This is a genomic window from Nocardioides anomalus (assembly GCF_011046535.1).
In the GTDB taxonomy this organism is placed as follows: Bacteria; Actinomycetota; Actinomycetes; order Propionibacteriales; family Nocardioidaceae; genus Nocardioides; species Nocardioides anomalus.
The window spans coordinates 4,036,769-4,057,507 of sequence record NZ_CP049257.1 but is presented as its reverse complement, the minus strand read 5'-3'; the positions used below and the strand labels follow the sequence as shown (position 1 = coordinate 4,057,507).

Below are 20,739 nucleotides of genomic sequence, written 5' to 3'. Positions count from 1 at the left end.
CCTCGTCAGGAGTCACCACCATGAAGCTCAGCCTGGGGCCGTCACGTCCAGCACCGGCGCCTCGACCTGCTCCCGAGCCCTACGTCGGCGAAGAGCTGGTGCAGCTGTTGACCGACGCCGGCCCGCTGTGGATCCCGGCGGCCGACGGGGTCATGCGGCCGTTCCTCGAGGAGCGCGGCACGTGGGAGCCCGAGGAGGGGATGCTGCTGAGCGAGTTCTTCCGACCCGGTCTGCGCTTCCTCGACGTCGGCGCGAACGTCGGCTACTTCTCCCTCTTCGCCGCCAAGCACTGCCCCGGCGCCCGTGTGCACGCGTTCGAGCCGCACCCCCTCACGAGCAAAGTCCTCGCTCTCAACGCGTGGGCCAGCAATGCGGACATCACCAGCCACGCGCTTGCGCTGTCCGACGGGGACCGGGTGCTCGCGCTGACCACCGCGGAGTCGAATCTGGGTGACACCAGAGCGCGTGCCACCGGCGCGGGCACGTCGCTGTCGCCGGCGGCTCCGCTGGACGAGGTGCTGCCCGCCGCCGTCTTCGACTTGGTCAAGATCGACGTTCAGGGTTTCGAGCCGGAGGTTATCGGCGGCATGGCCGGGATGCTCGAACGCAGCCCCGGTGTCGTGGTCGTGGCCGAGTTCTGGCCTTCCGCGCTGCGAGAGCGCGACCTCGATCCGATCGCCGTACTGCACGGGTACCGCAAGCTCGGACTGCAGGTGCGCGGCCAGGTGGGTGAGCACCTGTCTACCGCTAGACCCGTCGAGATGGTGCGGATCTGCGATCAGGCCGGCCCCAACGGCCAGATCAACCTGGTGTTGACGCGCGCGGGAGGTTGAGGTCGTCCGCGGGTCACGACGATCCGGACAAGGCCCTTTCGACCGCTGGGGTCAGGTAGGGGACGAGCGATTGCGCGAAGGTCACCGTCAGGTGGTTCTCGTCGCGGTAAGGGATCACGCCTCCGATGACGGCCGGGCAGGTCCCGCGCCGACAGAGGTACTTGTTGAGGTTGACCCTGAAGACCCTGTCGTCGTCCTTGGCTACCCGCTTGGCCGCGGCGGTGAGGTAGTCGACGCCGATCCACTTGCGAGGTCGGCCCGCGCATGCGCCGAAGTCGTCGAGGTGGGCAGCGACGCAGTCGGGCGTGACGTTGGTGGGGTCCGCCGGCGCCGGGGTGTCACGTATGACCAGGACTGCGCCGCCGTCCTCGGCCGCCCGTCTCACTGTCGGCTCGTACATCTCGGCTGAGCTGGAGTCGGCGCGGTCCAGGGTCGACATGACCACGAGGTCGTACTTCCCGGCCAACAACTCCGCAGCGCTGTCACTCATGATGTCGTCGCAGAAGCTCGGGTTGGGGTCGAAGGTGGAGTAGCAGCTGCCGACGATGTAGGTGTCCACCTGCCAGTGGTTCTGACGACCGATCTTCGACATGGCCTCGACCCACTGACCAGCGTGGGAGTTCCCGAAGAGGGCGACCCGCTTCACCGGGTCGGTGATGTCGCCTCGGTGGCACACGACAGGTGTCTCGTGGTACGGCGGCCAGTTCAGGCACTTCTTGTCGGTGATGCCGTCGGAGTAGTCGTCCTTCGCGAACTCGGGGGACGTGATGAGCTTGTCGGTTCGGGGGCAGTCGTGCGCGGGGTCCATGGCGCCGGCTCCGAAGCACGGACGGCCGCTCGTGATCGCCTTCTCGACCTTGGCTGAGGCTGCGGCGATCTCGCTGTTCGTGTGGGCAGTCAGAGCGACGCCGGCGACCACGACCAGTGCGGTGATGGCGAGCGACATGACGAACACGCGCCGGAGGCGGGCCCTGAGCCACGACGAGCCGCGCACCGGACCTTCGAGGAACGTGGTGCTGCCCCAGGCGAGCAGCAGAGCGAGGACGAGCAACACCACCTTGTCCCACCAAGCGGTGTCGTGGCCCAGCGCGTAGGGCGCGATGACGATCAGCGGCCAGTGCCACAGGTACAGCGCGTACGAGCAGTCCCCGATCAGCTGTACTGGCGCTGACCTGGTCAGCCACCGCGGGTTCCCGGCGTGGCCAGGGTCGGTGGCGAGGATGACCGCCGCGGTGGCGAGAGTCGGAAGGAGCGCCGCGTAGCCCGGGAAGGGCGTGTCCACGGTGATGACGGCGAAGGCCGTCGCGATGCCGACGACCCCGCCCCAGAACAGGGTGATGCGGACCGACGGCTCAAGACGCCGGAGAAGGACAGGGTAGGTCGCCGCGAGCAGGCTGCCGATGCCGAGCTCCCACATGCGGGTCCACGTCGAGAAGTAGGCCACCGCCGGAGCGGAGTAGGTCTGGGCCAGGCCCCACCCGAAGGAAGCCGCAACTGCGATCACGAAGCCCCAGCCCACCAACGCGCGTGCAGAGCGCCCAGAGCGAACCGCGCACCACGTCAAGGCCCCGACGACGATGGGCCAGGCGACGTAGTACTGCTCCTCGACCGACAGCGACCAGAAGTGCTGGAAGGGTGACACTGCGCGCTGCGCGTCCAGGTAATCGGTCGACTCGGAGACGAGTTGCCAGTTCTGGACGTAGAGCATCGAGGTGATGGCCTCGCGAGCCAGGGCCTTCCACTGACCAGGCGACATGAAGAGGATGCCACCACCCAGGGTCGTCAAGATGACGGCGCCCACTGGCGGCAGCAGGCGGAGGGCGCGTCGACTCCAGAACCGGCCGAAGTCGGCGAGCCGCTGAGGTGGCCGGCTGAGCAGGTGACTCGTGATGAGAAAGCCGGAGATGACGAAGAAGACGTCGACTCCGACGAAGCCGCCAGGGAGAGCGCCTGGGAACAGGTGATAGGTCACGACGCCGAGCACGGCAACGGCCCTCAACGCCTGGATGTCGAGACGGTGCTGCTTGCTGGTGTCGGGGGAACCAGTGCTCGGCGCGCCCTGTCGTGCTGGTGCAGTGCGGCGCGAGCCGGCCACCGTGGCCTCCGACTGAGCTCGGGCCACCTCGGTCACCCCGGAATTCTAGGGCGTGGCCAGGACCGGTCCGAATCGACGCGGCGTCGTCAGGCCCGCCAATGCTTCGAGCACGGGCATCCGCTGTTACCGTGTTGGAGCGTCCTCATGGTGCGCTGCCGCCGTCGCTCACCTGACGCTGACTCCGGCGAACAAGGATCTCAATGACTGACCGCGCAAGCCTCGACGCCACCACTCCGCCGACCTCGCCTTTCGGTAGGGAGCCCCGCATCGGAGTGCTGGTCGTGGCGTACAACGCTGCCTCCACCCTTCCCGAGACGCTCGACCGCATTCCCGAGTCCTTCAGGTCGAAGATCGCGGAGGTGTTTGTCTGCGATGACGCGAGTCCCGACCGTACCTACTTGGTAGGCCTCGACTACCAGAAGTCGGCGCACGATCTCCCGATCAGCGTCATCCGCCACGAGCGCAATCTCGGCTACGGAGGCAACCAGAAGGCCGGCTACAAGCTCGCCGCCGAGCACGACCTCGACATCATCGTGATGCTCCACGCGGACGGGCAGTACGCGCCCGAGTTCTTGCCCGCGATGGTCGAGCCTTTGGTCAGCGGCGAGTGCGATGCCGTTTTCGGCTCGCGGATGATGGAGCGCGGCGCGGCCCGGAAGGGTGGCATGCCGCTCTACAAGTACGTCGGCAACAAGGTGCTCACTCGCGTCGAGAACAAGATGCTCGGCTCGGACCTCTCCGAGTTCCACTCGGGGTACCGCGCGTACAACGTGCACACGCTCTCTGAGCTCGACCTGTCCGCGACCTCCGACGGCTTCAACTTCGACACCCAGATCATCATCGCGCTGCACAGCCACGGCAAGAAGATCGTCGAGATCCCCATCCCCACGTTCTACGGCGACGAGATCTGCTACGTCAACGGCATGCAGTACGCCGCCGACGTGGTCGCCGACGTTGCTGTCTACCGGCTGGCAAAGATGGGCTTCACGCCCGGTGAGCTCGCCCAGGTCGGCGACGAGTACGACCTCAAGGAGTCCGAAGGCTCTTCGCACACTGTCATACAGCACCTCCTTGAGGACATGCCGGCCGGCCGTGTGCTCGATGTCGGCTGCTCGGGCGGACTCCTCGGCGAGCTGCTGCGCGACCGGGGCCACCACGTCACCGGCGTCGACTACCTCGAAATCCCAGGCGTCGACAAGCGGGTCGATGAGTTCTTCCAGGCCGACCTCGAGCAAGGGCTGCCGGAGGAGGTGGGCGGTGGCTACGACCTCGCCGTAGCCGCCGACGTGCTCGAGCACCTCCGCAACTCCGACCAGCTCCTGCGCGAGATGGGTAGCCGGCTCAACGAAAACGGCAAAATCATCATCTCGGTCCCGAACTTCGGTCACTGGTACCCCCGCGCGCGCACCGTTCTGGGCGTCTTCGACTACGACCAGCGCGGCATCCTGGACAAGACCCACGTCCGCTTCTTCACCCGGCGCAGCCTGCTGCGGATGATCCAGAAGAACGGCTTCAAGGTCACCCGCATGGAGATGACGGGTCTGCCGGTCGACGTCGTCTCGGGCAAGCGCTCGCTGGTCAAGCGCGCCGTCTTGGCCCTGGACGCACTGCTGGTCAAACTCCGGCCGACGATGTTCGCGTACCAGTTCGTGGTCGAGGTCGAGCCGGTCCCCGCGCCTCGCTCGGTCGTGTGGGCGCGCCGGGGTCGCTGAGGGAGCCGCGGGCAAGCTGTGGCGGTCATGGCCGGGGATGGGCCGCCGCGGAGCTCCCGCGGTCGGTCTTCCTCGTTGTCGCCGCGGTGTCCGCGGGGCTCTTGATCGGACTGTCGCGGAACGTGTTCTTGTTCTGGGACGATTTCATCTTCCTGGGCGAGGCCCAAGAGAACGACCTGAGTCGGGACTACCTGACGATGGGCCTGTTCCGACACTTCTCGCCCGTGTCTCGTTTGGTCGATCTCATGGTGGCCGACTCGGTGGCAGACCACCCGTGGGTCATCCCGTGCGTGCTGTTCGTCCTGCTCGCGGGGGTCGTCGCCAGCGTCGTCTGGCTCATGGTCGTGCTGCACGGGCGCACGGGCTACGCCTTTGTGGGATGCGTGGTCGTGGCGCCGTCGCTCACCTTGCTCCAGCTCGGCAACTGGTGGACGGCCGGGGTCAACATCATGCCGGCCTTGATCGGTTGCTACCTCTCGTTCGCCGCAATGGTCGAGGTGGTACGTGGCAGGGGGTCACGCTTCTCGATCCTCTGCTGGGCCGGCGCAGCGCTCGGGGTGCTCGACTACGAGTTGCCCATGCTGCTCATCGGGTACCTCGGGCTCTGGGTCCTGCTCTTCCGTGATCGCGTGACCGCCGAATCGCTGGGGGTGCTCGCTCGTCGCACGTGGTGGACCTGGGCCGGCTTGGCGACCATCTGTCTGGCGGCGGCCCTCAACTACCGGCTGAACTACTACGACCCGGTCCCCAGGCCGTCGGTCACGGACACGGCGCACGCCTTGGTGCGTTCCCTCGTCCACACCCTCGTGCCGACCGCACTCGGGTTCCACGACCCGCGGTCCACCGGCTTCTCGGCCTTCAGCCTGATCGTCGGCTGCGTCACCCTCAGCCTCGCAGTCCTGTGGCTCTTGGTTACCCGTGAGGCGGCGTGGAAGGGTCTGTTGTTCGCTGCGGCGGGTTGGCTCCTGCCTACTCTGGCGCTCGTGCTGAACCGGGTGTCCATCTTCGGTGTGCACGTCGTGGACAACGTCATCTACTTCCACCTGCCAACGGCGCTGTTCGCCGTCGGAATGCTCGAGGCGTGGCGATCGCCGGCCCGGCTCCGAGGCCGCCGGCTGCGGCCGCCTCCCGTGGCACGGCGCGCGATGGTGGCGTCCGCCATCGTGGTCATGCTCGGCGGCTACGCATGGTCCACCGGACCTACTGCCCGTTACCAGCTCCCGGAAGGTGCGACGCCGGATTACGTCGAGCACGCACGTGAGTCGGCCTCCGTGATCGGAGCTGATGGTCAGCCCTTCGCCGTGCTGGGTGGTGATGTACCCGGTTTCGTGGTGCCGGGCGACTTCCGCCCCTACAACCGGGTCGGCCGGGTCCTGCGGCTGACGGTCCCGGATCTGCACTTCGACGATCCTGACCGACGCCTGTACCGCGTCGACGACAGCGGGAACCTGGTACCCGCGCACATCGAGTGGGTCCGCGTGGCCGGACCATTAGAGTTGAGGCTGCGGAATGCGCCGAACCGGGCCATCAGGTCAGGCAACCAGCTCTGCTTCACGAGCACCCGCGACGTCTCGGTGATCTGGGCTCTCGGCGAGCCTGTCGAGGGACCCGGCCTCGTCGTGCGGACCACAGCTGAGGTCAGCTCGCCCACCGGCCTGAGGACCGTCGTCCGCCGAACCGGCGCGACCACCTTTGACCGCGCGAACCCGGACGACCACTCGCTCACCCCTCGCCGGCCTGGCGTCCTCGACAATGTGCAGGCGACCTCCATCGCCACCCTCAGGGTGAAGGGCTTCGACCCGGGCGTCGATGTCTGCGTGAAGTCGGTCGAGGTCGGGCGCCTTGTCAGCTGACCCGGGTGTCGCCCAGGTCACGCGGGTACCGCTCCCGCGGCGGGAAACTTCGCCGTACCGTTGTCGTTGAACTGGCACAGGAAGTAGTCCGGTACCCACACCGGCTCCAGCACCGATCGAGCAGGCAGCGATCGGCGCGGGAGTGGTCGGAGGGACGGGAACGAAAACGAGGTCAATGAGATGTCCGCCCTGAGGGTGGGCGTCGTCGGCGCAGGTCGCGTCGGCGCCGTCCTGAGTGCTGCGCTCCGCGCGGCCGGCCACGACGTGGTCGCGGCCGCCGGTGAGTCCGACGCCTCGCGCAGCCGCATCGCTTCGCTGCTGCCGGGCGTACCCCGCCGCAAGCCGACAGCCGTGGCCCGGACCGCCGGCCTGCTGCTGCTCGCGGTGCCCGACGACATGTTGGGCAACGTGGTGACGATGCTGGCCGACAGCGGCGCCCTGCGCCCGGGTCAGCTCGTCGTGCACACCTCGGGCCGCCACGGGCTGGCCGTCCTCGAGCCGGCCCGCGCGGTCGGCGCGCGGATCGCGGCGATGCACCCGGCGATGACCTTCACCGGCACGGCGGTCGACCTCGAGCGGCTGACCGGGACCGTCTTCGGCCTCACCGCCGACCCGGCCGAGCGCGCCGTGGTCGAGGGCCTGGTCGCCGACCTGGGGGGTACGCCGATGTGGGTGCCCGAGGAGATGCGCACGCTGTACCACGCGGGCCTGGCCCACGGCGCCAACCACCTGGTCACCCTGGTCACCGAGGCCATGGAGATCCTCTCCGCGGCCGGGGCCGACGACCCGGCCGGCACGCTGCGCCCGCTGCTCACCGCGGCCCTGGACAACGCGCTGGCCCACGGCGACGCCGCGCTCACCGGACCCATCGTCCGCGGCGACCTCGGCACCGTCGAGGCCCACCTGCGCGACGTGGAGGCCAACGCCCCGCAGACCCTGGCGTCGTACGTCGCGCTGGCGCGGGCCACCCTCGGCCGCGCCGTCACCGACGGCCGGCTGGTGCCGCTCCGCGCCCAGCGCATCCGCGAGGCGCTCGACGCCGCGGAGACCCGGGCCCGCGTCCGGGTGCGCTGATGGAGCTCGTCCCCACCCGGACCGAGCTCCGCGAGCGGCTCGCCGGGAAGGCCTCGGTCGCCCTGGTGCCCACCATGGGCGCGCTCCACGACGGGCACGCCAGCCTGCTGCGCGAGGCGCGAGGGCGCGCGGAGGTCGTCGTGACGAGCGTGTTCGTCAACCCGCTGCAGTTCGGCGCCGGCGAGGACCTCGAGCGCTACCCGCGCACGCTCGACGAGGACCTCCGGATCTGCGACAAGGAGGGCGTCGACCTGGTCTTCGCCCCCGCGGTCGAGGAGGTCTACCCCGGCTGGCCCGCCCAACCCCAGGTCACGGTCGAGCCCGGCCCGCTCGCCACCGTGCTCGAGGGCCGCACCCGGCCCGGCCACTTCCGCGGCGTGCTGACCGTCGTGGCCAAGCTGTTCGGGCTGGTCCGGCCCGACGTCGCGGTCTTCGGCCAGAAGGACTACCAGCAGCTGGTCCTGGTCCGCCGGATGGTCGACGACCTGTGCCTCGGCGTCGAGGTCGTCGGCGCCGAGACCGTCCGCGAGCCCGACGGCCTGGCCCTGTCCAGCCGCAACCGCTACCTCGACCCCGACCAACGCCGCGAGGCCGCCGTCCTCAGCAAGGCCCTGCACCGCGCCCAGGAGGACGCCGTCCGCGGCGTGGACGCCGCCCTGGGCGCCGCCCGCGCCGCCCTGCGCACCGGCCACGGCGTCGACCTGGACTACCTGGTCGTCACCGATCCCGACCTCGGCGAGCTGCCCCGCGACGCACCCCCCGGCACCGAGGCGCGCGTGCTCATCGCCGCCAAGCTCGGCTCCACCCGCCTCATCGACAACATGCCCCTCACGATTGGACACCCCTGATGCTCCGCACCATGATGAAGAGCAAGATCCACCGCGCCACCGTCACCCAGGCCGACCTGCACTACGTCGGCTCGGTGACCGTCGACGAGGACCTGCTCGAGGCCGCCGACCTGCTCCCCGGCGAGCTCGTCCACATCGTCGACATCACCAACGGCGCCCGTCTGGAGACCTACACGATCGCCGGCGAGCGCGGCTCGGGCGTCATCGGCATCAACGGCGCCGCCGCCCGCCTCGTGCACCCCGGCGACCTGGTGATCCTCATCGGCTACGGCCAGATGGAGACCGCCGAGGCCCAGGACCTCAAGCCACACGTGGTCTTCGTCGACGCCGACAACAAGATCCTGGCCACCGGCTTCGACCCCGCCGAGACCTTCGGGGACCCCACGCTGGCTCGCGGCGACCTGACCACGCACTAGATTGATTTCGGTGACCGCACCCGTACGCCGGCTCCCGGGCCGCCTCACCGCGCCGGAGCCCGGTTGGACCACGACGGCCGACGTGGTCGTCATCGGCTCCGGCATCGCCGGCCTCACCGCGGCCCTGCGCCTGCGCGACCGCGTGGACAAGGTCCTGGTCGTCACCAAGGACGTCCTCAACGCCGGGTCGACCCAGTGGGCGCAGGGCGGCATCGCCGCGGCCCTCGGCCCGGGCGACACCCCGGCGCAGCACGAGGTCGACACCCTCGTCGCCGGCGCGGGCGCGTGCGACCTGGCCGCCGTACGCGTGCTGGTCGAGGAGGGACCCGAGGCCGTCCGCGAGCTGATCGCGCTCGGCACCAACTTCGACCACGACCCGGACGGCGAGCTGTCGCTGACCCGCGAGGGCGGCCACCACCGCGACCGGATCGCGCACGCAGGCGGCGACGCCACGGGAGCCGAGATCCAGCGGGCGCTCATCGCCGCGATCGAGCGCGCACCCGAGATCGAGGTCGTCCAGCACGCCCTGGCCGTCGACCTGCTCCTCGCGGAGGACGGCGGGGTGGCCGGGGTGACCCTGCACGTCATGGGCGAGGGCCAGCGCGACGGAGTCGGTGCCGTCCGCTGCCGTGCCGTGGTCCTGGCCTCCGGCGGTCTGGGCCAGGTCTTCTCCCAGACCACCAACCCGGCCGTCTCCACCGGCGACGGCATGGCCCTCGCGCTGCGGGCCGGCGCGACCCTGCGCGACCTGGAGTACGTCCAGTTCCACCCCACCGTCATGTACCTCGGTCCCGACTCCCGCGGCCAGCAGCCGCTCATCTCGGAGGCGGTGCGCGGCGAGGGCGCGTTCCTCGTCGACTTCGAGGGCCGCCGGTTCATGCAGGGCGTGCACGAGCTCGCCGACCTCGCGCCCCGCGACGTGGTGGCCAAGGCGATCATGCGCCGGATGCTCGACACCGGGCACCCGCACATGTGGCTGGACGCCCGCCACCTCGGTGCGGAGTTCTGGGAGCGCCGGTTCCCGACGATCCTGGCCACCGCCCGCTCGTACGGCGTCGACCCGGTCACCGAGCTCATCCCGGTCGCGCCGGCCTGCCACTACGCCAGTGGCGGCGTGCACACGGACCTCTGGGGCCGCTCCAGCGTGCCCGGGCTCTACGCCACCGGCGAGGTGGCCTGCTCGGGCGTGCACGGCGCCAACCGGCTGGCCTCGAACTCCCTGCTCGAGGGCCTGGTCTTCTCCCGCAGGATCGCCGAGGTGCTGCCCGGCGAGCTGCGCGACTGGGCCGACCCCGCTCCGGACGAGCGCAGCGCCGGCCTGGTGGCCGGCACTCTGCGCCGCGAGCTGCAGGAGACGATGACGTCCCAGGTCGGCGTGCTCCGCACGGCCGCGGGCCTGGCGGACGCCGTCGCCGTGCTGGAGAAGCTCGCCGGCGTACCCGCCGAGGCCGTCGACCTCGAGTCCTGGGAGACCACCAACCTGGTCACCATCAGCACCGCGCTCGCCGACGCCGCCGCGCTGCGCGAGGAGACCCGCGGCTCGCACTGGCGCGAGGACTTCCCCGACCGCGACGACGAGCGCTTCGCCGGCCACGTCGACGTCCGCGCCCAGGACGGCGAGCTCCGGCTGGAGTACGTCGCGAGCCCGCCCACGGACACGCTGTGAGCACCCTGCGCGACGAGCTGGCCGCGGCCGGGCTCGACCCCGACGAGGTGCAGGCGCACGTGGACCGGGCCCTGGCCGAGGACGTCCCCACCGAGGACGTGACCAGCGTGGCCACCATCGCCGAGGACGCCCGCGGCGACGGCGTCTTCGCGGCCCGCGAGCCCGGGACGGTCGCCGGCCTGGTCGTCGCGGCCCTCGTCTTCGAGACCGTCCTCGGCGAGGAGGTCACCGTCACCGACCGCGTGCCCGACGGCACCCGCGTCGGCCCGGGCGACGTGGTCATGCGGGTCGCCGGCCCGACCCGCGGCCTGCTCACCGCCGAGCGGACCGCGCTGAACTTCGCCTGCCACCTCTCCGGCGTGGCCACCGCCACCGCGGCCTGGGTCGACGCCCTCGAGGGCACGAGCGCCCGGGTCCTCGACACCCGCAAGACGCTGCCCGGCTGGCGCCACCTGGAGAAGTACGCCGTGCGCTGCGGTGGCGGCCTCAACCACCGGATGAGCCTCTCGGACCGCGCGATGGTCAAGGACAACCACGTCGTGGCCGCCGGCGGCGTCGTGCCGGCCTACCGCGCCGTGCGCGCGGCGTACCCGGACCTGCGTGTCGAGGTCGAGGTGACCGACCTCGACCAGCTCCGCGAGCTGCTCGAGGCCGGCTGCGAGGAGATCCTGCTCGACAACATGCCCACCGAGGCCATGGCCGAGGCGGTCGCCATCACCGCCGGCCGCGCCAGCCTGGAGGCTTCCGGCGGCCTGACCTTCGACCGGGCCCGGGAGGTGGCCGAGACCGGCGTGGACTTCATCTCCGTCGGCGCCCTGACCCACTCGGTCAAGGTCTTCGACCTCGGGCTGGACCTCAGCGAGGGCTAGCCGTGCCCCTCCTCGCCGCCGACATCGGCAACAGCCACACCGTCCTCGGCCTGCTCGAGGACGGCGAGGTCGTCGCCGACTGGCGCGTGTCGACCGACGTGCGCCGCTCCGCCGACGAGTGGGCCGCCCTGCTCCGCGGCCTCCTCGGCGACCGCCTCACCGGCCTCGACGGCGTCGCCGTCTGCTCCACCGTCCCCGCCGTCCTCCTCGAGTGGCGCGAGATGCTCACCCGCCACCTCGCCGACGTGACCGCGGTCGTGGTCGAGCCCGGCGTCCGCACCGGCATCCCCGTCCTCACCGACAATCCCCGCGAGGTCGGCTCGGACCGCATCGTCAACGCCCTCGCCGCCGCCACCCTCTACGGCGGCCCCGCCGTCGTCGTCGACTTCGGCGGCACCGCCACCACCTTCGACGTCGTCAACGCCAAGGGCCAGTACGTCGGCGGCGCCATCGCCCCCGGCATCGAGATCTCCCTCGAGGCTCTCGGCCGCCGCGGCGCCCAGCTCCGCGAGGTCGAGCTCGTCCGCCCCCGCACCGCCATCGCCAAAAACACCGTCGAGGCGCTCCAGTCCGGCCTGATCTTCGGTGTCGCCGCCCAGGTCGACGGCCTGGTCGGGCGCATGCTCGCCGAGCTCGGAGCGGATCGCGCCGAGGTCACCGTGATCGCGACCGGCTATCTCGCCGGCCTGGTCGTCGACGAGTGCGCCTGCTTCACCGAGCGGGACCCGTGGCTGACGTTGCGGGGCCTGAGGCTGGTGTTCGAACGCAACGGGTGATCGGGCCTAGTCGACGACGGGCCAGCTGGCGTCGCAGTCCGAGGATGCCCTCGAGGGCTTCCCGTAGACCGTCACCACGCGGCAGCGTCCCCCGACTACGGCCGACAGCCGTCCGATGGACAACCTCTGCAGGCAGAGGTTCCGCAGGGGTGACTCGAACCCGAGAACGATGCTCCGGGCTCTGCGACCGTCAAGTCGGTCCACCACGGTGACGTCGTCTCCGGCGGGTAGAGGGCTCAGGACCTGGTTGTACTGCGGATCAGGGCCGAGCATGACGGGTCGGACCGCTCGGTCGCTCGCACTGCTGTAGGTCAGCGCGTAGAACAAGCTGTCCGACGCGAGCCGCTTGGGCAGGGTGATGAGGACGTTGGATCCCGCCGGGCCGCTCAGGCACGCACCGTCGGCCGAGTCGACCACCGTGCCGACGCGCGCCTCGACGGTCCCGGCGTTCAGCGGGATGTTGGCCAGGGTCGTCGGGTGAGCCCTGACGAGTCGGCCCGTCGACGTCACCAGCAGCCGCTCGTCGGCCGTCGGATCCAGCCTCGCGGAGACGTCGGGGTCCAAGGCGAAGACGTCGGACACAGCGGTGAAAGGCTCGATGAACGTTGGCGCTATGTCAACGGGCAGCTTGGTGCGGAGCAGGTCGTAGGGACCGGGACGCGCCTCGAGCTGGCGAGTGACCGCGGTGACGTACGAGTGCGCTGGCGTCGTCTGGTTGTGCTCAGAGACGTCGTGCAGCGTGACCAGCGTCGAGAGGGCCACGGCCGTCGAGGCCAACGACGCCAGCACGAGCCATGTCCGGCGTCCGTCGCGCGGGGACCTCTCCCGCTCGGGCAGCGTCGCGTAACCCAGAGCGAAGGCAAGCAACGAACCGATGTGCACGTCGACGTAGTACTGCAGGTCCACCACGATCACAGCAATGCTCGAGACATCGAGCCGGCCAGCCGCCACGATCGCAAGGTTGGCGGCGTAGATGGCCACGAGAAACGCCACCACGCGCCACACGCCCCGGCGAAGACGTCCGAGAAGGGCCGTGGCAGCCACCAACGCGGCGAGGCCGACCACCGCCTGCAGCGTGATCAACGGGTCCGCGGCCGAGGTGCGTGAGCCCACCAGTGTGGGGAGATAGCCGCGCCAGACGCTCTCCCAGACCAGCCGTACCGTCCCGCCGACGCTACCGGGCTCAGGAGAGGAGTTGAAGATGAAGGCGCGGTACACGAGGTAGACGAGTTCCACCACGACGTAGGGCGCCCACAGCCGAGCCTCACGTGTCAGCCAACCAGGTCGACGCGCGAAGCCGAGACCAAACAGGTAGCGGATGAGCACGAGGTAGCCGATGGTCAGGATTGGCCGCTCCTGCACCAGCAATGCAGCGACAAGAGCGAGCACTGACACCGCGCGCTGCCACTCGCGACGGTGCTGGCAGTAGACGACGAAGGCAGCGGTGCAGAGCGTCATCAGGAAGGCTGCTCCGAGCACGTGCACCGCGGCGCCCCACCAGAGCACGGTTTTCAGCACTGGCACCGAGGCGGTGCCGGCCAGGGCGACGAGAAGCGCCAGCGGGCGGCGGCCGATCAACTCACGGTGAAGCCACGCCTGCGCCAAGAAGATGCCGCTGACCACGACGGCTGGAAGCAGCGCGGCGACGGGGTAGTCAAGGCCAACGGTGCGCTGGACCGCGAAGTACGCGAGACGTGTGAGCGGCGCGAAGTGTCCGTAGTTGTCCCTGACTAGCCAGGACGGGGTCAGCTCGCCGTCACGAGCGAGCTGCAGGTAGACGAAGTCGTCGGCGAAGAACTGCGAGTAGCGGCGTTGGGTCAGCCACACGAGGAGCAACGTCAGGAGCCCACAGAGCGCGGCCAGCCCGGCGTACACAGGTGCGCTGAGGAAGTCGCGGGCAGGTGCCTGGGGGACCGGACCCGAGGGAGGGGCTTCCCCGCGTCCGGTCGTCGTCGCGCTCATGACGGGCCAATCATGGCCCACTGGGCGCGTTCGCGCCGCAGCAGCAAGGCCAGGCTCGCGGTGGCGACTGCGGCACCTGCCAGCAGGGCGAGTGTCGCCCTGGTGACGACTCCCGTGTCGGGTGCCGCACCGAGGGCGAGTCCGGCGAGTCCCAGCAGCCAGCCGGTGGTGACCCAGACGTGGTGTCCCAGAGCGAGGAGAGCTTGGGCGAGGACCACGGCGACGAGAAAGAGCCCGACGGCGAGGGTGAGCAGGAGACAGGTGGCGCGGTCGAGCCTCTGGTCGAAGCCGAACACCCAGCTCACGAGCGGCGGGGCCAGAGCCGTCGAAGCCAGGCAGACCGCTGCGCTGACGCCGGCGACGGTCATCAGGACGCGCCGTACCAGCTCGTCGAACGCCTGGCGGTCGCCACCGCCGACGTATTCCGCCAAGGAGCGCAAGTATCCGGGCTGCACCGCGCTGAAGAGGAACACCGGGATGCGCACGACCACGAGGACTGCGAGGTACACGCCCGCAAGGTCCCGCTCGTCGTCGGTCGCCAACAGGTTGACCACGAGGGGTCCGGCGTTGATGAGCAACTGAGAGGCGAGCGCACTCAGCACCAGCAGCGCGAGTGGCCGCGCCAGCGGGTCGGCGGGCCCGGCTCTTCGTTGCTCAGGTGCGAGGCGCCAACCCGGAAGGGTCAGGAGCAAGGTGATCCAAGGCGACAGCCCGAAGAGCAGTCCGAATGTCGCCACAGACTCTCCTCCGGTCAGCACGAGCGCCAGCGCGCCGACCATACGGCTCGCTCCGTCCACGACCAGCTGAGTGCCGTAACGTCGCAGGTGCCCTTGACCTGCAAGCTCTCCACGGACCTCGAACCATGCGGCGTACCCGGGTAGCGCGAGGCACAGCGACACGACGAGCCAGTCCTGATCGCCCAGGACTCGGACCGTCAGGGGGTACGCCGCGAGCGCCAGGACGAGCGCGGCTCCGGCGGCGGCTTGCCCGTGACCCAGCGCCCGTCGGGTGAGGGAACGATCCCACGTGTGGCGTGATCGTTCTACGCCTCGACGGCGTGTCACCTCCTGTTCGAGCGGGGTGAAGAGCCCCGTGGCCACGCTCGTGACCAAGAGGTAGAGGCTCGAAAGCGCGCCGAACCCGGCTGGCCCGAGTGAGCGCCCGGCGAGCACCAGCACCAGGTAGGTGGTCCCCGCCTGAGTGACCAGGCCGGCGAGGAGCGGGATCGCTGCCCCGCGCCTCGAGCCGCTCACCGCTGCGCGAGCAACATGGTGACCTCGGCCAGCCCGGAAGGGGATCCGATCTCGTAGAAGCGGTCTGACACCAGGTAGCCCGACAGTGCCCCTTCCAATGACAGCGCATGGCACAGACTTGAGAGGTCGAAGGCCGTGTCGGCCGGGATCCGCTCTTCGATGAGGCTCCGCTCGAACACCGACAGGCCGTAGTCGATCCAGCGCATCGACGCCGGGACGCTTTCGAGCCCCTTCTCGTAGCGCACGACCCGGCCCTCGGCGTACTCGACATTGCTGGTGTCGAACCGGCCGTCGTTCTCGTAGACCGTCATCAGCGCGGGCAGCCCGGAAGCCTCGTGGGCTGCGTGCACCGCCGCGGGGTCGACCTGGAGCCAGGAGTCGCCGTAGAGAACGAGGAAGCGTGCCTCCAGGGCGCCTTCGTCGTGGGCCAGCCGCAGCGCACCGCCCGTGCCGCGCAGATCGCGGCCCTCGTCGACGTACGTCACCGTCAGGCCGTGCGCAGAACCGTCACCGACGTGCTCGCGGACCTGGTCACCGAGGTAGCCGACGCAGTAGACGACCGAGTCGACACCGGCGGCGCTCAGCCACTCCAGTTGCCAGTCGGCGAACGGCCGGCCGGCCACGGGGAGCAACGTCTTCGGGATGGTCTTGGCGACCGGCCACATACGAGTGCCGAGCCCGCCGGCCAGGATGATGCACTGCACGATGAGGCCGGCTACTCGCGCACGAGCATGGTGCTGCCCGCGGGGTCGATGCCGAACCGGAGTTCGCTCAACCCCTCCTCGCGCATCGCCGCGCGCACCCGGCGGGTGTCCTCGGCGTAGAACATCAGGAAGCCGCCGGCGCCTGCGCCCACGAGCTTGCCGCCCCGCGCGCCGGCGTCGCGACCGAGGTCGTACAGGTGGTCGATGCGCGGGTTCGACATCGAGCTCGAGCGCTTCTTCTTGTTCAGCCAGTGCTCGTGCATCAGCTCCGCGAAGCCCGACACGTCGTCCCTCTCCAGGGCGTCCAGCTGGCGCAGTCCGAGGTCCTTGACGAAGTGCAGGTTGTCGATCATCGACTGGTCGCGCTGCTGCGACTTCACCACCTGCTCGGCCAGCACCTCGTCGGCGGCGCGGGAGTAGCCGGTGAAGAACATCAGCAGGTGCTGCTCGAGGTCGTGCACCGTGTCGCTGGACAGGCGCGCCGGGGCGACGTCCACCGAGCCGTCAGGGTTGAAGTCGAAGCGGGTGATGCCGCCGAAGGAGGCGATGTACTGGTCCTGCTTGCCGACGGTGCGGCCGAGCCGGTCGATCTCGATCTCGCAGGCCTCGCGGCCGAGGTCGGAGGCCGAGACGTGGTTGCGCTGCATCGCGTGGACCGCCTTGAGCAGCCCCACGGTGAACGAGCCGGAGGAGCCGAGCCCGGTCCCCGACGGGATGTCGGCGGTCGAGACGATCTCCACGCTGGGCCCGATGTCGTGGGCCTTGAGGACCTCGCGCACGATCGGGTGCTCGATCTGCCCGGGCTCGTCCACCCTCTCGAGCTGGCTGTACTTGAGGAAGTAGTCGTCGGTGAACGTGCGGTTGACCGAGATGTAGATGTGCTTGGTGATGGCCGCGGAGACGACCATGCCGCCGTGCTCCTCGTAGTACGACGGCAGGTCGGTGCCACCGCCGCCGAGCGTGATCCGCAGGGGGGTCCGGGTGATGAGCACGACGCTCAGCCCACCAGTGGGACGTGCGCGACGGCGGCGAGCTGCCAGCCGAGCCGCGCGTCGTCGCGGTTGCGGGGGAAGGCCTTGGCGAAGAAGCCGGTGACCGCCTTCTCCAGTCCCGACGGCTCGGTGCCGGGGGAGCGGTGCTCCATGTCGTCGACGAGCTTCTGGCCACGCGCGATGACCGCGAGCTTGTAGAGGTTGAAGAACGGGAAGCCCGTGCGCAGGACCCGGTCCACGTCGAAGCCGGCGTCGGTGAGCACGGTCTGGAGCAGCGGCGCGGTGAAGTGGCGCCAGTGGCCGATGTGCTTGTCGAACGCCGAGCGCGGGCCGCCGGGGACGGTGACCACGACCTTGGCGCCGGGGGCCAGCAGGGCACGCGCCTCGCGCATCAGCGTGGTCGGGTCGTCGACGTGCTCGAGCACCTCCGAGCACACCGCGTGGGTGGCCGGGGGCTGCCGCTCGTCGCGGGTGACCGGCTCGAGCAGGTTGCGCTCGTAGAAGTACGCCGGGACGCCGGCCCGCTCAGCCGCCTGGTTGGCGCGGCGCACGCCCTCGGCGCTGTACTCGACGCCGAAGACCGACGCCTGCGGGTTGGCCTCCTGGAGGTCGACGCCGAACTGGCCCTGCCCGCTGCCGATGTCGAGGACCACTGCACCCTTCGGGAGCGGGCCGAGCAGCTTGAGGATCATGGCGTGGCGGTAGTCGTTGGCCGGGTTGCCCTTCGCGGCCTCGCCGTACTTGTCCCAGTGGTCGTCCCAGTCGTCCTGGTCAGTCCCGTCGGCGTTGAGGCGGACCGGGGCCGCGTCGCTCACAGCGTGAAGCCGGCGGCGGCGGCGTCGTCGTGGAACATGCGGACGGTCTCGAGCGAGAACTGGTCGAGGTCCTTGTCGAAGGAGGCCATCTTGCCGATCAGGTCCGGGGTGGCGGTGATGATGTGCACGCCGACCTGCTCGGCCTGCCGGACGTTGAGGACCTCGCGGGGGCTGGCCCAGAGCAGCTCGAGCTCGGGCTGGGGGCGGAGCACCTCGAGGGCCTCCGCCATGATCGGCATCGGGTCGCGGCCGGTGTCGGCGATCCGGCCGGCGAAGACCGAGACCACGTGCCCCGGACCGCCCTCGGAGGCCCGAGCCACGGCCTCGACCTGCGCGACCGTCATCAGCGCAGTCACGTTGAGGTGCACGCCGTCCTGCGAGAGCTCCCGGACGACGTCGTCGCTCGGGACACCCTGGGTGTTGGTGATCGGCACCTTGACGTAGACGTTCTCGCCCCACGAGGCGATGAGTCGGGCCTGGCGCACCATCTCGGCCGGCTGGTCGGCGAAGACCTCGAAGGAGATCGGGTGCGTCGTGATCGTCTCGAGCACCTTGCGTGCGAACGCCTCGTAGTCGTCGACCCCGGCCTTGCGCATCAGCGTCGGGTTCGTGGTGAACCCGGAGATGCGGGGGTCCTGCGCCAAGGCGATGATGCTCTCGAGGTCAGCGCCGTCTGCGTAGATCTTCACTGGGGCTCCAAGTCCGTCATGTGCCGTGCTGGAGGTCAGGCGCGTGGGGCGCCGCAGACCTCCAAGACATACTCCCGTGCCTGCGCGAGCGAGCCAAAACGCGCGCCCGGCGCGTCTCGGAGCGGTTCCCCGAGTCCCCAGTCGATCCAGACCGAGGACACGCCGGCCCGGTGGGCCGCGTCGACATCGCGCCACCGGTCGCCGGCCGCCACGCTCCGGTCGAGGTCGACGCCGTGGCGCCGCGCGGCGTCGAGGATCATCCCGGGGCGCGGTTTGCGGCACCAGCAGCCCTCGTGGCCGCTGTGCGGGCAGACGACGATGTCGTCCACCGGGACCTCCGCGCGGAGCTTGTCGTGGAAGGCCTGCAGCAGGGTCGGGTCCAGGGTGCCGCGGGCGAGGTCGGGCTGGTTGGTGACCACCACGAGGAGGAGGCCGGCTGCGCGGAAGGCCGCGCACGCCTCGGCCACGCCGGGCAGCACCTCGAACTCGTCGAGGGTCCGCGGCGGCACGGGCACCCCGTCCCGCTCGAAGGCGCGGTTGAGGACGCCGTCACGGTCCAGGAAGACGGCCGGGCGGCCCACCGCCGCCGTCACTTCCCGTCGAGGAGCCCCGCCCGGGCCTGGTCGAGCATCGCGGTCATCGAGTCGCGCAGCGCCTCGGGGCCGGTGCGGCGGTTGCCCCAGCCGAGCGAGCGGACCTTGTCGGTGCCGATCCGGACGACGGGGACGTCGCCCTTCCAGCCGCGGTCGCCACCGGTGTACTCGAAGGTCGTCGAGCCCGGCTCGAGCCCGACCACCTGCATGGCCAGCTCGGCGATCTCGGTGACCGTCACGTAGTCGCCGGTCGCGACGTTGAACGCGTCGAAAGGCGTGTCGGCCAGCGAGCCGGCGAGCAGCACCGCGTCGATGACGTCCTCGACGTAGATGTAGGACTTGCTCTGGCGTCCGTCGCCCAGGATCCGCAGCCTCGTCGGGTCGTCGAGCAGGCGGCGCACGAAGTCGAACCCGACGCCGTGGGTCTGGCTCGGCCCCACGACGTTGCCGAACCGGAAGGCGCGGACGGTGAAGTCGAACATCGCCGCGTACGCCGCCAGGATCGCCTCGCCGGACAGCTTGCTCGCGCCGTACGTCGAGGTCGGGACCATCGGACCGTGGTCCTCGGTGGCCTCGACCTCCCCGAGGTCGCCGTACACGCCCGATCCGGAGGCGTAGAGCACCAGCTGGACCTCGGCCATCCGGGCCGCCTCGGCCACGTGGTGGGTGAGCAGTGTGCCCTGGTCGAAGTCGATGGCCGGGTTGGCCACCGCGGCCGCGATGTCGGGGTTCGAGGCCAGGTGGATGGCGGCGGTGTGGCCGCGGAACGCGTCGGTGAGCGCGGGCAGGTCGCCCACCTCGGCGCGGACCACGCTCAGCCGCGGATCGTCCTTGACCGGCTCGAGGTGCCAGTCGCGACCGGACGAGAAGTTGTCGTAGACGGTGACCTGCTCGGTGGCCTCGTCGGACAGCAGCCGCTTCACGAAGTGGCTGCCGATGAAGCCCGCGCCGCCGACGACGCAGACGCGGCGCAGGCGCTCGCTGCCGTCGCTCATACGACGGACTCCCACTTTGTCGCGGCCACGGCGAGCGCCGGGTGGCTGACCAGCAGGTGCCAGATCACGCAGCACAGACCCTCGGTGTGCGGGGTGATGTGGGGAGCGTAGGTCGGCGGCACGACGACGCAGGCGTCGGCGAGCTGGGCGGTGTAGCCGCCGTCGCGGCCGACGATGCCGAAGACCGAGGCGCCGGCCGCCTTGGCGGTGTCGAGGGCCGCCACGATGTTGGTCGAGACCTGCTTCTCGCGGTTGCCGCCGCCGACCGAGAAGACCAGGACGGCGTCGCGGTCACCGATCCGCGAGCCCCTGAGCCACTCGCTGAACGTGGTGTCCCAGCCCTCGTCGTTCGCCCGGGCGGTCAGCTCGGAGACGTTGTCGATGGGGGAGTAGGACTCGACGTTGCAGATCTTGCGGAAGTCGTTGACGGCGTGGCTGGCCGATCCGGCCGAGCCGCCGACGCCCAGGATGAAGAGCCGACCCTCACGCTCGCGGACCGCGGCGATCCCCTCGGCCAGCGCCTCCACGCTGTCGCTGTCGAGGGACTGGACGATGGCGACGGTCTCCTTGAGGAAGTCGTCGGTGAAGGACATG

At 70.2% G+C, this 20,739-nt stretch carries 19 protein-coding genes; 9 read left to right on the top strand and 10 right to left on the bottom strand.

The window, feature by feature from the left end:
- The first annotated feature begins 20 nt into the window (after positions 1 to 20).
- On the top strand, positions 21 to 833 hold the full coding sequence (locus G5V58_RS20235) for an FkbM family methyltransferase (RefSeq protein WP_165236697.1): 813 nt from the start codon (positions 21 to 23) through the stop codon (positions 831 to 833).
- Between the two features lie 13 nt (positions 834 to 846).
- Here the strand turns inward: G5V58_RS20235 and G5V58_RS20230 are convergent, their stop codons facing one another.
- The gene (locus G5V58_RS20230; RefSeq protein WP_165236695.1) at positions 847 to 2,964 is read right to left on the bottom strand and encodes an acyltransferase family protein; all 2,118 of its coding nucleotides are present in this window, start codon (positions 2,962 to 2,964) and stop codon (positions 847 to 849) included.
- 164 nt (positions 2,965 to 3,128) lie between these two features.
- On the opposite strand from G5V58_RS20230, the gene G5V58_RS20225 reads away from it, so the two are divergent.
- The 8 genes from G5V58_RS20225 to G5V58_RS20190 all read left to right on the top strand — a co-directional run bounded on the left by G5V58_RS20225 (position 3,129) and on the right by G5V58_RS20190 (position 12,142).
- On the top strand, positions 3,129 to 4,640 hold the full coding sequence (locus G5V58_RS20225) for a bifunctional glycosyltransferase/class I SAM-dependent methyltransferase (protein WP_165236693.1): 1,512 nt from the start codon (positions 3,129 to 3,131) through the stop codon (positions 4,638 to 4,640).
- Between the two features lie 122 nt (positions 4,641 to 4,762).
- Positions 4,763 to 6,493: a hypothetical protein gene (locus tag G5V58_RS20220; RefSeq protein ID WP_165236691.1), complete on the top strand. Its 1,731-nt coding sequence runs from the start codon at positions 4,763 to 4,765 to the stop codon at positions 6,491 to 6,493.
- A gap of 180 nt (positions 6,494 to 6,673) precedes the next feature.
- Complete coding sequence (locus tag G5V58_RS20215; RefSeq protein WP_165236689.1) at positions 6,674 to 7,567, top strand: Rossmann-like and DUF2520 domain-containing protein; 894 nt, start codon at positions 6,674 to 6,676, stop codon at positions 7,565 to 7,567.
- The gene (gene panC, locus G5V58_RS20210) at positions 7,567 to 8,415 is read left to right on the top strand and encodes a pantoate--beta-alanine ligase (protein ID WP_165236687.1); all 849 of its coding nucleotides are present in this window, start codon (positions 7,567 to 7,569) and stop codon (positions 8,413 to 8,415) included. Before G5V58_RS20215 ends, panC begins: the two co-directional genes overlap by 1 nt.
- A complete protein-coding gene (panD, locus tag G5V58_RS20205; protein ID WP_165236685.1) occupies positions 8,415 to 8,831 on the top strand; it encodes an aspartate 1-decarboxylase in 417 nt (138 codons plus the stop codon). Before panC ends, panD begins: the two co-directional genes overlap by 1 nt.
- A 10-nt stretch (positions 8,832 to 8,841) precedes the next feature.
- Complete coding sequence (locus G5V58_RS20200; RefSeq protein ID WP_329957535.1) at positions 8,842 to 10,497, top strand: L-aspartate oxidase; 1,656 nt, start codon at positions 8,842 to 8,844, stop codon at positions 10,495 to 10,497.
- Entirely contained in the window at positions 10,494 to 11,366 is an 873-nt protein-coding gene (nadC, locus tag G5V58_RS20195) for a carboxylating nicotinate-nucleotide diphosphorylase (RefSeq protein WP_165236681.1), read from the top strand. Before G5V58_RS20200 ends, nadC begins: the two co-directional genes overlap by 4 nt.
- 2 nt (positions 11,367 to 11,368) lie before the next feature.
- Positions 11,369 to 12,142: a type III pantothenate kinase gene (locus G5V58_RS20190; RefSeq protein ID WP_165236679.1), complete on the top strand. Its 774-nt coding sequence runs from the start codon at positions 11,369 to 11,371 to the stop codon at positions 12,140 to 12,142.
- A gap of 6 nt (positions 12,143 to 12,148) precedes the next feature.
- Here the strand turns inward: G5V58_RS20190 and G5V58_RS20185 are convergent, their stop codons facing one another.
- From G5V58_RS20185 to G5V58_RS20145, 9 genes are all read right to left on the bottom strand, one after another.
- Positions 12,149 to 14,104 (bottom strand): hypothetical protein, encoded by a 1,956-nt coding sequence (locus G5V58_RS20185; RefSeq protein WP_165236677.1) that lies wholly within the window; start codon positions 14,102 to 14,104, stop codon positions 12,149 to 12,151.
- On the bottom strand, positions 14,101 to 15,282 hold the full coding sequence (locus tag G5V58_RS20180; RefSeq protein WP_165236675.1) for a lipopolysaccharide biosynthesis protein: 1,182 nt from the start codon (positions 15,280 to 15,282) through the stop codon (positions 14,101 to 14,103). The genes G5V58_RS20185 and G5V58_RS20180 overlap by 4 nt, the downstream gene beginning before the upstream one ends.
- Before the next feature lie 71 nt (positions 15,283 to 15,353).
- Complete coding sequence (locus G5V58_RS20175) at positions 15,354 to 16,061, bottom strand: sugar phosphate nucleotidyltransferase (RefSeq protein ID WP_230486789.1); 708 nt, start codon at positions 16,059 to 16,061, stop codon at positions 15,354 to 15,356.
- A gap of 11 nt (positions 16,062 to 16,072) precedes the next feature.
- Entirely contained in the window at positions 16,073 to 17,053 is a 981-nt protein-coding gene (locus tag G5V58_RS20170) for a GHMP family kinase ATP-binding protein (protein ID WP_165236673.1), read from the bottom strand.
- A 5-nt stretch (positions 17,054 to 17,058) separates the two neighbouring features.
- A complete protein-coding gene (locus G5V58_RS20165) occupies positions 17,059 to 17,868 on the bottom strand; it encodes a class I SAM-dependent methyltransferase (RefSeq protein WP_165236671.1) in 810 nt (269 codons plus the stop codon).
- Complete coding sequence (locus G5V58_RS20160) at positions 17,865 to 18,557, bottom strand: transaldolase (RefSeq protein WP_165236669.1); 693 nt, start codon at positions 18,555 to 18,557, stop codon at positions 17,865 to 17,867. Before G5V58_RS20160 ends, G5V58_RS20165 begins: the two co-directional genes overlap by 4 nt.
- A gap of 35 nt (positions 18,558 to 18,592) precedes the next feature.
- Entirely contained in the window at positions 18,593 to 19,138 is a 546-nt protein-coding gene (locus G5V58_RS20155; protein ID WP_165236667.1) for a D-glycero-alpha-D-manno-heptose-1,7-bisphosphate 7-phosphatase, read from the bottom strand.
- 8 nt (positions 19,139 to 19,146) lie between these two features.
- On the bottom strand, positions 19,147 to 20,145 hold the full coding sequence (locus G5V58_RS20150) for an NAD-dependent epimerase/dehydratase family protein (RefSeq protein WP_165236665.1): 999 nt from the start codon (positions 20,143 to 20,145) through the stop codon (positions 19,147 to 19,149).
- Positions 20,142 to 20,738 carry an SIS domain-containing protein gene (locus G5V58_RS20145; RefSeq protein ID WP_165236663.1) on the bottom strand — a complete coding sequence of 199 codons (597 nt, stop codon included), beginning with the start codon at positions 20,736 to 20,738 and terminating at the stop codon, positions 20,142 to 20,144. Before G5V58_RS20145 ends, G5V58_RS20150 begins: the two co-directional genes overlap by 4 nt.
- Position 20,739 lies beyond the last annotated feature (1 nt).

Excerpts from the sequence above, each read along its gene's own strand:
- G5V58_RS20185 (WP_165236677.1), bottom strand. The coding sequence starts at position 14,104 with ATGAGCGCGACGACGACCGGACGCGGGGAAGCCCCTCCCTCGGGTCCG.
- G5V58_RS20215 (WP_165236689.1), top strand. The coding sequence starts at position 6,674 with ATGTCCGCCCTGAGGGTGGGCGTCGTCGGCGCAGGTCGCGTCGGCGCC.
- G5V58_RS20235 (WP_165236697.1), top strand. The coding sequence starts at position 21 with ATGAAGCTCAGCCTGGGGCCGTCACGTCCAGCACCGGCGCCTCGACCT.
- G5V58_RS20145 (WP_165236663.1), bottom strand. The coding sequence starts at position 20,738 with ATGTCCTTCACCGACGACTTCCTCAAGGAGACCGTCGCCATCGTCCAG.
- G5V58_RS20225 (WP_165236693.1), top strand. The coding sequence starts at position 3,129 with ATGACTGACCGCGCAAGCCTCGACGCCACCACTCCGCCGACCTCGCCT.
- panD (WP_165236685.1), top strand. The coding sequence starts at position 8,415 with ATGCTCCGCACCATGATGAAGAGCAAGATCCACCGCGCCACCGTCACC.
- panC (WP_165236687.1), top strand. The coding sequence starts at position 7,567 with ATGGAGCTCGTCCCCACCCGGACCGAGCTCCGCGAGCGGCTCGCCGGG.
- G5V58_RS20150 (WP_165236665.1), bottom strand. The coding sequence starts at position 20,145 with ATGAGCGACGGCAGCGAGCGCCTGCGCCGCGTCTGCGTCGTCGGCGGC.